Origin of the sequence: Arenibacter catalasegens, from assembly GCF_002909235.1 — a bacterium.
GTDB lineage: Bacteria > Bacteroidota > Bacteroidia > Flavobacteriales > Flavobacteriaceae > Arenibacter > Arenibacter catalasegens.
The window spans coordinates 25021-39924 of the sequence record NZ_PHQQ01000006.1; the positions used below are offsets into that span (position 1 = coordinate 25021).

Here is a 14904-nt window from a genome sequence, read left to right on the forward strand (position 1 = left end):
AATGGAAATTATTGCTTATTAAAATAGGTTTTGACCTCCATTTTAGAGAACTGTCGGAACATTTCCATTACCCCACAATATTTTTCAACGGAAAGATCAACTGCGCGCTGCAATTTTTTTTCGTTGAGGTTACTACCTTTAAAATGATACTCTACCACAACCTTGTCGTAATATTTTGGGTCCTCCTCCGTAAGGTTGGCAATGGTTTCTATTCTAAATTCTTCTACCTCCAGTTTCATTTTTTTGATCAGTGAAGCTACATCCAATCCAGAGCAACCGGCCAGAGCAGTTAGCATGAGTGCTTTTGGTCTATACCCCATGCCTTTTCCCCCATTTTCAGGGGCTACATCTATAATAAGGTTATTTCCTGAAGGATTGTTGCTTTCAAAGGCCATATTACCTAGCCATTTGGTAGTGATTTGATTTGTCATGTAGGTGATTTTTTCGTTACTTGTATAGGTCAAAAATAAGCATAATTCAGAAACCATGTCCCTTGTAGAACCTTTAGATGCCAATCATGATTCAGAGACTAGAAAGTTGGCTGAATTTTTTAATGAAACTTTGGGGTTCTGTCCCAATTCTGTTTTGACGATGCAGCATCGGCCAGCTATCTCCAAGGCATTTATTAACCTTAACATGGCCGTGATGGCGAATGAAGGCAGAGTTAGTTCGGCATTAAAGCGGATGATGGCCTGGGTAAGTAGTAATGCTACTGGTTGTCGCTATTGCCAAGCTCATGCCATTCGTGCTGCAGAGCGTTATGGAGCAGATCAGGAGCAATTGGATAATATATGGGAGTACAGAACGCATGCTGCCTTCTCTAAGGCCGAACGTGCGGCATTGGACTTTGCCTTGGCGGCTTCACAAGTACCCAATGCCATGAATCCAAAAATAAAGGAAGAGTTGTACAAGCATTGGAATGAAGGGGAAATTGTGGAAATGTTGGGCGTTATATCCCTATTCGGATTCCTAAATCGGTGGAACGATACCATGGGTACTACCTTGGAAGGTGGTGCTATTGAAAGCGCTAAACAATATTTGGAAAAATGTGGTTGGGAAAAAGGCAAACATGTTTAGAAACAAATATTTCTACAATTTAGTAGTCTTAGCAGAAGGTATTTGGATTCCCGAAATAAAGAATTAGGATTTTTGTCTTTTCCAAAATCAAATACTGACTTGGCCTAAAATAAAAAGGTAGAGCATTGCTCTACCTTTTTCCCCAAATCTTACCATGAACTTAACCTACTTATGCTATGGTCCTCCAAAAGTATAGTAATCAAAGCCATTGGAAAAAGGTTTTAGATGAATGTCTCTTTAATAAGTTGAAATACTCCTTGTTCGGTAAACAGTTGGAAATACGGGATATAATGCATGAGAGATAAAGTGACCGGGATTTGATCAAATAAAAAAGGTGGAGAAGTCTCCACCTTTTTTGCCCCAAATCTTACCATGAACTTAACCTACTTATGCTATGGCAATACTAAAGTACATGTGCTCAGTAGGTTTTTGATCAAATTTACGTTAAAGAGTGTATTTCATCGATGAAGTGCATAAAAACCTACACTTCATCGATGAAATTATTAATATGCTCGTTCGTTCTTGCCTTCAAAAAAGTTGATAAATGCCCTGTTTACTACTCTATTGCCACCTGGAGTGGGATAGTTACCTGTAAAATACCAGTCTCCTAAGTTTTTAGGACAGGCTTCATGAAGGTTTTCAATATTTTGATATATAATCTGCACTTCTGCCTTAATATCGGGTGGACTTAACAATTGGCCAATTTTGTGGGAAATCTCATCGGCTGTAAAAGGGGTGTAAAATTCCTTCACATAATTCACTACTTCGGTATCATGTGATCCGGTTTGGTTCAAGCACTTTTTATATATTTCCTCTACAAGGTGCATAGTGTTTCTTTCTTCATGTAGTGCCAATGCAGCTCTAAAGGCAATAAAATCCTCTAGTTTGGCCATGTCTATACCGTAACAATCCGGATAACGGATTTGTGGGGCGGAGGAAACCACTATTATTTTTTTAGGTAATAGTCTATCAAGAATTCTAAGTATACTTTTTTGTAGGGTCGTTCCACGAACGATACTGTCATCTATAATTACCAGATTGTCGTTTTCCTTTACAGATCCATAGGAAATATCGTAGACATGGGCAACCAAATCGTCCCTACTACTATCTTGGGTTATAAAGGTCCTGAGTTTAGCATCTTTTATAGCTACTTTCTCTATCCTGGGCCTCACTTCCAGAATCTCATGTAGTTCTTCCCTTGTTATTTTCCTGCCAATAGAAAGTATTTGTTCTTCTTTCTTCTTGTTCATGTAATTCTGTGCTGCGATTACCATTCCGAAAAAGGAGGTTTCTGCAGTATTGGGAATATATGAAAATACAGTATTTTTTATATCGTCATCTATCGATTTAAGGATTAAGGGGAAAAGTAATTTTCCCAGCATTTTCCTTTCTTGATAGATTTCCTTATCACTCCCCCTAGAGAAATAAATACGTTCAAAAGAACAGGCTTTTCTTTCGGTGGGTTCTAAAATTTTCTTGAATTTAACCTTGCCATTTTTTTTAATGATAATGGCGTGTCCTGGATCCAACTCTTTAACATCGTCGAAGCTAACGTTGAATACCGTCTGTATTGCAGGTCTTTCTGATGCCACTACTGCAATCTCCTCATCTTGGTAATAATAAACGGGTCTTATTCCCGCGGGGTCTCTAAGGACAAAGGAATCGCCATGCCCCAAAAGACCTGCCATGGCATAACCACCGTCAAAGTTTTTTGCCGCCCTCCTCAAAATTTTGGCAACATTTAATCTTTCGGCAATTATTGGAGAGGCTTCCCTCTTGTTAAAACCTTCTTTTTTAATGTCCTTATAAAGCTGTGCTACGGCATCATCCAAGAAATGCCCAATTTTTTCCATTACCGTTACGGTATCGGCCTTTTCCTTTGGGTGTTGGCCAATTTGTATAAGCTGGTCGAAAAGCTCATTAACATTGGTCATGTTAAAATTCCCGGCTACGATCAGGTTCCGGTGCATCCAATTGTTCTGCCTTAGAAAAGGATGTACGCTTTCTATGCTGTTTTTGCCAAAAGTTCCATAACGTACGTGTCCCAAAAGTACTTCCCCAATATAAGGAATGTGCTTTTTTTGTTTGGCCACGTCATTTATATATTCTGGGTGTTCCTTAAACGAAGTATTTATACGGTCATTTATTTGGGCAAAAATGTCCTGTATAGGCTGTTGGTCTATGGATCGTACCCGACTCATATACCTTTCACCGGCATCCATATCCAATTTAATACTGGCAAAACCAGCACCATCCTGTCCTCGATTATGTTGCTTTTCCATCATCAAGTACATCTTGTTTACCCCGTAAAAGGCAGACCCGTACTTCTCTTGATAATATTCCAACGGTTTTAATAACCGAATTAAGGAAATTCCACATTCATGCTTAATAGCGTCGCTCATGGTAACTTTAAATTAAAAATGCCCTGTTAGGTCAGGGCATATATTTATTGTAATTCAATATCAAATTGGGTCAACTCTTTAAACTGGAGCAACCTATTGTTAGCTTCTTTCTTTTCTAATTTTTCCATTCTTTCTGTTCCAAAGCGTTCAACACAAAAGGAAGCTAGGTTGGAACCGTGGATAACAGCGCTTTTTAAATTATTAAAGCTTATGTTTTCCGATTCTGCCAAATACCCGGCAAAACCACCAGCAAAGGTATCACCGGCCCCTGTTGGGTCAAAAACTTCTTCCAAGGGCAATGCAGGAGCAAAAAATACCTTTGACTTGTGGAACAATAAAGCTCCGTGCTCTCCTTTTTTAATCACTACATATTTAGGTCCCATTGCTTGAATTTTTTCGGCAGCCTTTACCAAGGAGTGCTCACTGGTAAGCTGTCTGGCCTCTTCATCGTTAATGGTGATAACATCTATATGTTTTATAACTTCTTTCAACTCATTAAGGGCATGGTCCATCCAAAAGTTCATGGTATCCAAGATTATAAGTTTTGGTCGTTTTTCCATCTGATTAATTACACTCATTTGAGTGTCTGGGTGTAAATTTCCCAACATTAATACATCGGCATCCTTAAAATTGTTTGGAACAATCGGATTGAAGTCGGCAAGAACATTTAATTCTGTGGACAAGGTGTCTCTAGAGTTAAGGTCATTATGGTATTTGCCACTCCAAAAGAAGGTTTTACCGCCTTTGATAACTTGTAGGGCAGAAATATCAATATTTCTATCGGTCAACAAATCTAAATATTCCTGTGGAAAATCTTCGCCTACAACTGAAACAATAGCCGATTTTACCTTAAACTGGGAAGCTGCCAGACCAATAAAAGTAGCTGCCCCTCCCAATATTTTATCGGTTTTGCCAAAAGGGGTTTCTATAGCGTCAAAGGCAACAGTGCCTACAATTAAAAGTTTGCCCATTAAATTTTAAAATTTGCTGCAAAGATAGGTTTTTGAACTGCTATTTCCATGGCATTGGAAATCAAATTTTAAAAATTATTTTATCTTTATTTCCGACCGAAATCTGCGGGAATTTCTCCCCAGGCCTTGGTTTCCCATTTAACTATGGTAGTGCTATAAGGATTTTTTTCTAGCCATGTAATGGCGCGGCGTACCAGATCAAACACCACTTTGTTATCGGCTGTTTCGGGCAATTTGGAATTACAACTTTTTTTTCGGACCCAACTCATGGCTGTTTTGGAGTCTGTGTACAATATTCTATTGCTATTATTTTGCTTTAAATAGGCAAGTCCGTGTACCAATGCCAAAAACTCTCCGATATTATTGGTGCCTTGTTTAAAAGGTCCTTGTTTAAAGAGTTCTTTTTTGGTTTTTGTGTCCACCCCTCTGTATTCCATTATTCCTGGATTTCCACTGGAGGCTGCATCTACCGAAATAGAATTATAATTGGGTTGGCCAATTTTCTGTAATAACTCCTTGCTAAGTGTAGGGGTATTGCTCTTTTTGCCCTTATAGTCCTCGTAATCGCCATTGAAGGCCTTTTTTGCAGCTTCAAAGCTGGGGAAAGATTTGTACTGTGCTCCCTTGTAGTTGGTGATTGCCGATTTACAGTCTTTCCAGCTGGTGTATATTCCTGGTCTGCTCCCCTTCCATACCGTATAAAATTTCTCTTTTTTGGCCATTATTTCCCCATTAATACCTCTTCTATTACTCTAGGAAAGTGCTCATATTCTAGCTGATGAACCTTTTCGGCAATCATATTAGGGGTGTCGTTAGGATTTAATGCAACTTTTGCCTGCTTTATTATGGCGCCTTCATCGTAATTTTCGTTTACATAATGGATAGTTATACCTGTTTCAGACTCGTTATTGTTCTTTACGGATTCATGGACATGCATACCGTACATTCCTTTGCCTCCGTACTTAGGTAGCAATGCTGGATGAATATTAACAATTTTATTGGGATAGCTATTGATGAGGTTATCGGGAATTTTCCATAGAAATCCAGCCAACACTATAAGGTCTGGGCTCAGGGATTTAAGGACATTTAAAACGCAGTCCGAATTATAAAAAGAATGTTTATTAAAGTATAATGCGTTAATATTTAAACGGTTGCATCTTTCGAAAACCTTGGCGTCCCTTTTGTTGGATAGTACACAGCTAATGGAGACCTCAGGATTTGTGTTAAAATAGCGTACTATGTTTTCAACATTGGAGCCAGAGCCAGAAGCAAATAGGACTATACTTTTCATGTAGTTTGTTGGGGTTAGGACAGAAAATAATTTTGAGCTAAAATAGCACTCTTGTATTTAATTTTATTAAATTACATCACATTTTAACGACAAATAGTGTTATTAAACCAAAGTTTTTTATTTTTGCCTTCAATTTAAATTTTTAAAACCGATATTATTATGTCAGACATTGCATCAAGAGTAAAAGCTATCATCGTAGATAAATTAGGTGTTGACGAGAACGAAGTTGTAACCGAAGCTAGCTTTACCAACGACCTAGGGGCAGATTCATTGGATACTGTTGAATTGATTATGGAGTTCGAAAAGGAATTCGATATTCAGATTCCAGACGATCAAGCAGAGAACATTGCTACAGTTGGTCAAGCTATAAGTTATATAGAAGAAGCCAAGTAATTTTATGATTTCTTGAACAAGTTTCAAAATTATCCATGTGGTAAAGACGCTGCATGGATAATTTTTTTTAATTTACACCTAACTTATTAAGTTAAACAAAAATTTAGTTCAATGCAATTAAAGCGAGTTGTAGTTACTGGTCTAGGTGCTTTAACACCTATTGGCAATAATATTGAAGAGTATTGGGAAGGTTTAAAGAACGGAAAAAGTGGTTCTGCTCCTATTACTTATTATGATACAGAGAAGTTTAAGGTAAAATTTGCATGCGAACTAAAAAACTATAATGCTGAGGATTATTTCGATAGAAAAGAGGCTCGTAAATTGGACCGATTTGCCCAATATGCTCTAATTTCTTCTGATGAGGCCATTAAAGATTCAGGCCTAGATCTTGACAAAATAGACAAGTTTAGAGTTGGAGTAATATGGGGAGCTGGTATAGGAGGGTTGGAGACTTTTCAGAACGAAGTTTTAAATTTTGCCGCAGGAGATGGTACCCCAAGGTTTAATCCATTCTTTATCCCCAAAATGATTGCTGATATTGCACCTGGCAATATTTCCATAAAGCATGGTTTTATGGGTCCCAATTATACAACGGTATCGGCTTGTGCATCTTCTGCCAATGCAATAATAGACGCTTTGAACACTATTCGTTTGGGGTATTGTGATGTTATAGTTACAGGAGGAAGTGAGGCTGCGGTTACAATTGCCGGAATGGGAGGTTTTGGAGCCATGCATGCACTTTCAACACGTAATGATAGTCCTGAAACCGCTTCCAGACCATTTGATGCTACTAGGGACGGTTTTGTTCTAGGAGAAGGAGCTGGAGCGTTAATACTTGAAGAATATGAGCATGCAATGGCGAGAGGAGCTAAAATTTACGCAGAAGTTGCAGGTGGAGGCCTATCTAGTGATGCCTATCATATGACAGCACCACATCCGGAAGGAATTGGGGTTGTACGTGTAATGGAGAATTGCTTAAAGGATGCGGGACTAAAACCAGAGGATGTAGATGCCGTAAATACTCATGGTACTTCAACCCCATTAGGGGATGTTGCTGAACTAAAGGCCATTTCCAAGGTTTTTGGTAAACATGCACCCCATATGAATATAAATTCCACTAAATCCATGACAGGTCACCTTTTGGGTGCGGCCGGGGCTATAGAGGCCATAGCCTCTATTTTGGCAATGCAACATAGTTTGGTACCTCCGACCATAAACCACACTACGGTAGATGAAAACATTGACCCTAAATTAAACCTTACCCTTAACAAGGCGCAAAAAAGAGAGGTAAATGTTGCTCTGAGCAATACTTTTGGATTTGGGGGACACAATGCATGTGTGATATTTAAAAAAATTAGCTAATTCAAAATATGAACGCTTTTTCCAATTTATTTAATTCCCATTCAAAACAGGATGGGAATTTTTTTTTGGGAATGAAAAAAATCCTAGGATTTAAGCCTAAAAACTTGGAAATTTATCAAAAAGCGTTCGTACATCGTTCTGCCAACAGAAAGGACAGAGAGGGCTTCCCAATGAATTACGAGCGCTTGGAATTTTTAGGAGATGCCATGCTAGGGACCATAATTTCCAAACATTTGTATATCAAAGTACCGGAGGGGGACGAGGGTTATCTGACCAAAATGAGGTCTAAAATTGTAAGTAGGGAACACCTCAATGAATTGGGGAAGGACCTTAGACTTATCGATTTTGTGGAGAGTAGAATTCCTAAATCCCGTTTTGGGGACAATATTCACGGCAATGTTTTTGAGGCCTTGGTAGGTGCCATATATTTGGATAGAGGGTATAAGTATTGTGAAAAATTTATTAGTAAAAGAATTATAGATCCCTATGTGGATATAGAACAATTGGAGGGTAAGGTAATAAGCTACAAGAGCTTGGTAATAGAATGGTGCCAAAAACAAAAAAAATCCTTCAATTACGATATATACGAAGACACTGGCAATGATGTAATTAAGCATTTTGCCGTGAAATTATCCATAGGGGGTAAAATTGTTGCCAAGGCTAGGGCTACTTCAAAAAAGAAAGCCGAAGAAAGGGCATCCAAGAGAGCTTATTTTGCCTTACAGGACAAAATGGATAAATCTTAAGAGTAGCGGTTCTTGAATTGATGGAATTATGTGAAACTTTGCTAAGCAAACTTGTCAATGGCCCAGTTAACATCAAAATTTGTTTAACTCCAACGTTTTCGTAGGTTACACAACGTTTTATAGCTAAAATGGATAGGCTGGTTTCGTTATTAATCCTATATTTACGCCTTTCACGGAAAGTATGGCAGCGATACACAAAATTTCGGAAGATTTTTATGAAGAAACTTTCACTTTAATCGCTTTGCACAGCAGTATCGAAGATTTTATGCTGGTATATACTCTTAATTCTTGTTTAAAAACGAAGTTAAAGAGGTCCGTGAACGATTTGGAAATATCCCAAAGTGGCTCGTTCCCAATATTTGATTGGAGAGACGAAGTAAATGATCGCTATTTTACACTTGTTAATAACAATGTTGTAAAGGAAGAGAAATTAAGTATAGGAAATCTCTTTCAAGACCAACCCTCATTTACAAAATATCATTTGGTTCCGGAATACAGGGATGTGGACTATTTTTTAAAGATAGAACACGACGAAATCGACGTGGAAGAAGAAATTTTGAAGTCAGTACTAGCAATCCCAAAGATCATAACAGCTTATGTAGTGGATGCCAGTAAGTTAAAATCTAAAAATAATTTAATATTTTAAAATAATGTCAACAAACAAAAAGACAAAAATAGTAGCAACCTTAGGACCAGCTACTAGTACGAAGAGTGTTCTTAAGGACATGATTGAGGCTGGAGTGGATGTCTTTAGGGTAAACTTTTCCCATGCCGATTATAAAGACGTGGAAGAGCGTATAAAGATGATTCGCGAACTTAACGACGAATTGGGTACCAACACTTCAATTCTTGCTGATTTACAAGGGCCAAAATTAAGGGTCGGGGTAATGGCTAGTGAAGTGGTCGTTTCTCCTGGAGACGAAATAACATTTGTTACCGGTAAGCCTTTTGAGGGAAATGCTGAGAGAGTGTATATGAACTATGCCAATTTCCCTAGAGATGTAAAAGCCGGTGAGCGTATTCTATTGGATGATGGAAAGTTAATGTTCGAAGTGATTTCCACCAATTCTAAGGATGAGGTTAAGGCTAAAGTAATCCAGGGAGGACCTTTAAAGTCTAAAAAGGGCGTTAACTTACCAAATACCAACATCTCTCTTCCTGCATTAACGGAAAAGGATATTAAAGATGCAATTTTTGCAATTTCCCAAGATGTGGATTGGATAGCACTTTCCTTTGTACGATTTAGCCAGGATCTAATAGATTTACAAAATATCATTAAGGAACATTCCAAATATAAAATTCCTATTATTGCCAAAATTGAAAAGCCTGAAGCGGTAGAGAACATTGATAAGATTATAGCCTATTGTGACGGATTAATGGTTGCTAGGGGCGATTTAGGTGTTGAAGTTCCAGCTCAAGAAGTACCACTTATTCAAAAACAATTGGTGTTAAGGGCCAAAAAAGCTAGAATACCTGTGATTATTGCTACCCAGATGATGGAAACAATGATTACAAGCCTTACTCCTACCCGTGCAGAGGTGAACGATGTTGCCAACTCCGTTATGGATGGTGCAGATGCCGTAATGCTTTCTGGAGAGACTTCTGTTGGTAATTATCCTGTTCAGGTTATAGAGAAAATGGCGAGTATCTTGGTAAGTGTGGAGAATTCAGAATTAATTAAGGTGCCGCATGAGCCACCACAGGTAAGGACCAATAGGTATATTACCAAATCTATCTGCTACCATGCTGCCAATATGGCCAATGAAATTAAGGCCAAGGCAATATCTACCTTGACCAATAGTGGTTATACGGCTTTTCAAATATCTGCTTGGAGACCAAAGGCACATATTTTGGTATTCACCTCCAATAAAAGAATTCTTACCCAGTTGAACCTGCTGTGGGGAGTAAAGGCATTTTATTACGATAAATTTGTTTCCACAGATGAGACCATTGAGGATGTAAATAAAATGGCCTGTCAGAAGGGGTTTTTAGAGGTTGGTGATATGTTGATCAGTTTGGCTGCTATGCCCATAAAAGAAAAAGGTATGGTAAATACCTTACGTGTTTCTCAGATAGAAAGCTGTGATTTTTAGAAATACATTTTACTAAATATATTTAATTGGACCTGTAAGATTTTCAAAATCCTACAGGTCCTTTTTATTAGTGGGATTAGGATTTGATAAGCTTTAATGTATTGAAATGCGATGGTTGATTTTTAGCTGAGTTTCAAGTGCAATACTTGGAGGTATGCCTAGGGGATTTTATTAATCATAAGTCGAACTTTAATTGAACGGTAAGGGACTTTTGTTCCAAGGGTTCGTTTTTTTCAGTATTTAAATTGGAAAGGGATATGCCCAATAGTCGAACGGAATTTTCCATTTTTTCTTGGTAAAGCAATTCCTTGGTAGTTTCCAGAATCAAGGATTTTTCAGCAATATAATAGGGGAGGGTCTTGCTCCGTGTATGTAGGGTGAAATCGCTGTATTTTATTTTTAAGGTTACCGTTTTTCCAGATATTTTCGATTTTTTTAGCCGCCTTTCCAGTTCCTTGGCAATGTTTTCCAATCGCTGGAGCATAAAAATTTCACTACTCAGATTTTCATCAAAGGTGCGTTCGGCACCTACGGACTTTGGGATTCTGTTGGGTTTTACCTCGCTGTTGTGTATTCCTCTTACCACATGGTAATAGTATTCGCCGCTTTTTCCAAAATTATCCTTTAGGAATTCAATGGATCTCTCCTTAAGATCTTTACCCGTAAATACACCTAGGTGATACATTTTATCGGCCGTAACTTTTCCAACGCCGTAGAATTTTCGAATTTCCAGTTCTTCCAAAAAGGAAATAACTTCCTCTGGATTAACGGTTTTTTGACCATTGGGCTTGTTGTAGTCACTGGCTACCTTGGCTATAAATTTATTAATGGATATACCTGCAGAGGCAGTTAAGCCTACTTCGTCAAAAATACGATGTCTTATTTCCTTAGCAATTAGGGAAGCAGAAGGGTTCCCCTTTTTGTTGGTGGTCACATCCAAATAAGCCTCGTCCAAAGAAAGGGGTTCTACTAAATCCGTATAATCGTAAAAAATGTTTCTAATTTTAAGGGAAATCTCTTTGTACCGTTCAAAACGGGGAGGCACAAAAATTAACTCAGGACAATTCTTTTTGGCCATATAGCCGCTCATGGCACTACGGACGCCAAATTTCCTTGCTTCGTAACTGGCGGCCGCAACCACACCGCGTTTTTCAGCTCCACCTACGGCCAATGGCTTGCCTTTTAAACTTGGGTCATCCATTTGTTCCACGGAGGCGTAAAATGCGTCCATATCCACATGGATAATTTTTCGATGCGCGAAATCCAAATTCATACCGTAAATTTATAACAACTATGTGTTGCGATCTAAATAATTGTCCAATTCATTCTAATAAATTAAAAGAGGGGAAAATGGAGAAAAAATCGGCCATCATTTTAGGATCTACTGGTTTAACTGGGAAATTTGTTATTCACATGTTGTTAAAGGATGAACGATATGGTAGTATTAAGATATTTTCAAGGTCTAAAATAGGCATAGTTCACCCCAAACTGGAGGAGCATATTGGGGATATATTACATTTGGAAAAGTTTAGGGACCTTTTTTTTGCGGATGAAGTCTACTGCTGTATAGGTACTACCAAAGCTAAAACTCCACAAAAGGATTTATATAAAAAAATAGATTATGGCATTCCAGTAACTGCGGCTAGGCTTTGCAAAGAAAAGGGAATAAATACTATTGTGGTCATTTCGGCATTGGGAGCGAATCCGAAAAGTAAACTTTTTTACAACAGGACCAAAGGTCTAATGGAAAAGGAAGTATTGAACTGTAAAATACCCAACACTTATTTATTGCAACCTTCCCTGATCAGTGGAAAAAGGGAAGAAAAAAGGTTAGGGGAATGGCTTGGAAAACAGTTGATGGGGTTGTTCCATTTTGTACTTGTGGGCCCTTTGGAAAAATACAGGCCAATAGCTCCGGATACAATTGCTAAGGCTATGGTTTGGCTCTGCAATCACGATTATGAAACGGTTCGCTTAGAATCTGATGAGATTAAGTATATTGCTCAGAAATAAAATTATAAGACCTGTGATTGAAATAGAGCGTAAATTTTTAGTGAAGTCGGAAGACTTCAAATCGGACGCTATTAAGAAGGAAAGAATTGTACAAGGGTTTTTAAACACAGATCCTTTAAGGACTGTTAGGGTTAGGATCAAGGGCGATAAAGGATTTATGACCGTTAAGGGAAAGGGCAACCTCAGTGGAACCACCCGCTTTGAATGGGAGAAGGAAATACCCTTCAAGGAAGCAGATGCCCTCATGAAATTGTCCGAACCAGGGGTAATAGACAAGGTGAGATATTATGTTGAGGTTGGGATTCATATTTTTGAAGTGGATGAATTCTTTGGGGAGAATTCAGGATTGATAGTAGCCGAAATTGAATTGAAACACGAGGAGGAGGACTTTTTAAAGCCGATTTGGCTAGGGGACGAAGTAACATCGGATATTAAATATTACAATTCGCAGTTGAGTAAAAATCCATTTAAAACATGGAATAAATAAATATCATTAATTACTAAAGTGCTGCCCCAATCGCTTCCCGATCCATATAAGTAGGGTCTGATGCTATTCCCCTTAAATTATTTATGATTAAATGTTCCAAAAGTTCTTGGTTGGAATATTGGTCAAATAGGTTGTTGTTTGTAAAAAGTACATATTCCAGTCGGTTTAAGTACAGCTTGCATGTGAGCGCTAAATTGACATTGGCTCGAATTTGAACATTGGTTTGAGCCTGTTTTAGTAGCCTAAGAACAGGGGTATGTACTTCTTTTGTTCTAAAATCGTTGAATTGTTCTTTTACCTTGGGATAGTATTTTTTTAGTCCCAATAAAAATGATGGGCTAAACCTTTTAAGATTATAGAACCCAATCCTATAAATGGAAATGACTCCCTGAATAGGATTGGATTTTTCTTTTTCTACCATATTTTCAATTTGGTCTTTTATCTTATCCAACATGAAAACGAGGCTTTCCTGAACAATATCCTCCTTACTCGAAAAATGCTGGTAGATTGTTTTTTTTGAAATACCCATTTCATGGGCGAAGTCGTCTATAGTATAGCGTTTACTTCCAAATTTTAAAAATTTGGAAGTAGCGAATTCTAAAAACACTTCTTTATTTTCCACCAGTTGTTCACTTAGGAAGTTATTGCCATCCACCGCCTAATGAACGATATAATTCTACGGTTGAATATAATTGGGAAAGTTTGTTATTAATCAAATTTAATTCAGCACTCAATACACTTTGCCTAGCCGTTAATAAATCTAAATAATTGGCATAACCATTTTTTAGTAACTCTTCAGAGTTGCTTTCTGCATTGCGCAAAGCTTCCACTTCATTTTTAATAAATTCAAACTTTTTCGTTTCATTATTATAGGCATATAATGCATTTGAGACTTCATTTCCTGCAATTAACAGCGAGTTTTTAAAGTTCAATAAAGCTTGTTCCTGTTGGGCTTTGGCAACTTCATGTTGAGTCCTAATTTTTCGTTGATTAAATATAGGTTGTGCCAATCCGCCCAATAAATTTGCAAATAACGAGTTTGCATTAAATAAGTTATCAAAGTCCAAGCTTTGAAACCCACCAGAAGCTGTCAATGTTAAGGATGGATAAAAACTACTTTTTGCAACATTGCTTAGTTCAAAAGATTCAATTAAACCATACTCTGCGACCATAACGTCAGGTCTGTTTTGTAATAGGCTAACAGGAACTCCAAGTTTTAAATCAGATTGTATTTCTTGTGTATCTAAACTGCTTCTTTCAAAATGCTGAGGTGTTTTTCCCAATAATATACTTAAGGCATTTTCAGTTTTAAAAATAGAGGTTTCCAAATCTAGTTCTAATACTTTTGCATTATTGTACTGCGCAATATTTTGATCTACGGCAACTTGGGTTACTTGTCCAGCATCTTTTAATGCCTTAATAGTTACCACCCCTTTTTCACGAGTTTCAATAGTTTGCTTAGTAATTGCCAATTGTGCATCTAATGCCAGTAATTCATAATATGTTGAGGCTATGACAGATATTAATTGTGTTTTTACAGCTTGATGCGCCGCTACGCTTTGTAAATAACTAGCTTGATAAGCCCGTTTATTACTTCTGATTTTCCCCCAAATATCGGCTTCCCAGGATAGTGCGCTAGACAATTCAAATTGATCGATATGATCTTGACCCAAACTGCTTAGAATAGCACCCTGTTGTCCGTTTTTGGACAAATAGTTTCTAGATGCCGAAGCGTTTACATTTAGGGTTGGCAAATAGCCCATTTTGCCTTGCTTTAAGTAGGCTTCAGCTGTTGCTATTTGTTGAATTGCAATACGTATGTCAATATTGTATAGAAGACCATCTTCTATATACTGATTTAAGTAACTATCAGTAAATAAGGTCGTCCAAGAGACGCCTGCCATCGATAAGCTATCGGTTGGTAGGTTATCTGTTCTATATAAGTTTTGAGTTTCCACTAACTCAGGTCTCGTATAATCTTTAGCAACGAAACAACCTTGTAAGGTTAAGGTAACCATTAAAAGTAATACTGGTTTGCTAAAGAATTTGTGTTTTATTATGGATTTCAT

At 37.7% G+C, this 14904-nt stretch carries 16 protein-coding genes; 8 read left to right on the plus strand and 8 right to left on the minus strand.

Features of this window, described 5'->3' with window-relative positions:
• Window positions 1-8: 8 nt before the first annotated feature.
• Window positions 9-431 (minus strand): OsmC family protein, encoded by a 423-nt coding sequence (locus tag CWD90_RS06560; protein ID WP_103475289.1) that lies wholly within the window; start codon window positions 429-431, stop codon window positions 9-11.
• A 55-nt stretch (window positions 432-486) separates the two neighbouring features.
• On the opposite strand from CWD90_RS06560, the gene CWD90_RS06565 reads away from it, so the two are divergent.
• Window positions 487-1077, plus strand: coding sequence for a carboxymuconolactone decarboxylase family protein (locus tag CWD90_RS06565; RefSeq protein WP_103475146.1), 591 nt, complete (start codon window positions 487-489; stop codon window positions 1075-1077).
• Window positions 1078-1580: 503 nt separating this feature from the next.
• Here CWD90_RS06565 and CWD90_RS06570 read toward each other — a convergent pair.
• The 4 genes from CWD90_RS06570 to purN all read right to left on the minus strand — a co-directional run bounded on the left by CWD90_RS06570 (window position 1581) and on the right by purN (window position 5741).
• Window positions 1581-3479 (minus strand): amidophosphoribosyltransferase, encoded by a 1899-nt coding sequence (locus CWD90_RS06570; protein ID WP_103475147.1) that lies wholly within the window; start codon window positions 3477-3479, stop codon window positions 1581-1583.
• Between the two features lie 44 nt (window positions 3480-3523).
• Window positions 3524-4450 (minus strand): PfkB family carbohydrate kinase, encoded by a 927-nt coding sequence (locus tag CWD90_RS06575; protein ID WP_103475148.1) that lies wholly within the window; start codon window positions 4448-4450, stop codon window positions 3524-3526.
• Between the two features lie 86 nt (window positions 4451-4536).
• Complete coding sequence (locus CWD90_RS06580; RefSeq protein WP_103475149.1) at window positions 4537-5172, minus strand: ribonuclease H1 domain-containing protein; 636 nt, start codon at window positions 5170-5172, stop codon at window positions 4537-4539.
• A complete protein-coding gene (purN, locus tag CWD90_RS06585; protein WP_103475150.1) occupies window positions 5172-5741 on the minus strand; it encodes a phosphoribosylglycinamide formyltransferase in 570 nt (189 codons plus the stop codon). The genes CWD90_RS06580 and purN overlap by 1 nt, the downstream gene beginning before the upstream one ends.
• Window positions 5742-5900: 159 nt before the next feature.
• Between purN and CWD90_RS06590 the strand changes: the two genes are divergently transcribed.
• The 5 genes from CWD90_RS06590 to pyk all read left to right on the plus strand — a co-directional run bounded on the left by CWD90_RS06590 (window position 5901) and on the right by pyk (window position 10335).
• The gene (locus tag CWD90_RS06590) at window positions 5901-6134 is read left to right on the plus strand and encodes an acyl carrier protein (RefSeq protein ID WP_008269813.1); all 234 of its coding nucleotides are present in this window, start codon (window positions 5901-5903) and stop codon (window positions 6132-6134) included.
• 111 nt (window positions 6135-6245) lie between these two features.
• A complete protein-coding gene (gene fabF, locus CWD90_RS06595) occupies window positions 6246-7496 on the plus strand; it encodes a beta-ketoacyl-ACP synthase II (RefSeq protein WP_103475151.1) in 1251 nt (416 codons plus the stop codon).
• An 8-nt stretch (window positions 7497-7504) separates the two neighbouring features.
• Window positions 7505-8242 carry a ribonuclease III gene (gene rnc, locus CWD90_RS06600; protein WP_103475152.1) on the plus strand — a complete coding sequence of 246 codons (738 nt, stop codon included), beginning with the start codon at window positions 7505-7507 and terminating at the stop codon, window positions 8240-8242.
• A gap of 181 nt (window positions 8243-8423) precedes the next feature.
• Window positions 8424-8888: an IPExxxVDY family protein gene (locus CWD90_RS06605; protein ID WP_103475153.1), complete on the plus strand. Its 465-nt coding sequence runs from the start codon at window positions 8424-8426 to the stop codon at window positions 8886-8888.
• Window positions 8889-8892: 4 nt separating this feature from the next.
• On the plus strand, window positions 8893-10335 hold the full coding sequence (gene pyk / locus CWD90_RS06610) for a pyruvate kinase (RefSeq protein ID WP_103475154.1): 1443 nt from the start codon (window positions 8893-8895) through the stop codon (window positions 10333-10335).
• Window positions 10336-10510: 175 nt separating this feature from the next.
• Here pyk and dinB read toward each other — a convergent pair whose 3' ends face one another.
• Window positions 10511-11608: a DNA polymerase IV gene (gene dinB / locus CWD90_RS06615; RefSeq protein ID WP_103475155.1), complete on the minus strand. Its 1098-nt coding sequence runs from the start codon at window positions 11606-11608 to the stop codon at window positions 10511-10513.
• 77 nt (window positions 11609-11685) lie between these two features.
• On the opposite strand from dinB, the gene CWD90_RS06620 reads away from it, so the two are divergent.
• Complete coding sequence (locus CWD90_RS06620) at window positions 11686-12348, plus strand: Rossmann-fold NAD(P)-binding domain-containing protein (RefSeq protein WP_103475156.1); 663 nt, start codon at window positions 11686-11688, stop codon at window positions 12346-12348.
• Between the two features lie 13 nt (window positions 12349-12361).
• Window positions 12362-12835, plus strand: a complete 474-nt coding sequence (locus tag CWD90_RS06625; protein WP_103475290.1) for a CYTH domain-containing protein — start codon at window positions 12362-12364, stop codon at window positions 12833-12835.
• A gap of 13 nt (window positions 12836-12848) precedes the next feature.
• Here CWD90_RS06625 and CWD90_RS06630 read toward each other — a convergent pair whose 3' ends face one another.
• The gene (locus CWD90_RS06630; RefSeq protein ID WP_157941172.1) at window positions 12849-13457 is read right to left on the minus strand and encodes a TetR/AcrR family transcriptional regulator; all 609 of its coding nucleotides are present in this window, start codon (window positions 13455-13457) and stop codon (window positions 12849-12851) included.
• Between the two features lie 19 nt (window positions 13458-13476).
• The gene (locus CWD90_RS06635; RefSeq protein ID WP_103475158.1) at window positions 13477-14904 is read right to left on the minus strand and encodes an efflux transporter outer membrane subunit; all 1428 of its coding nucleotides are present in this window, start codon (window positions 14902-14904) and stop codon (window positions 13477-13479) included.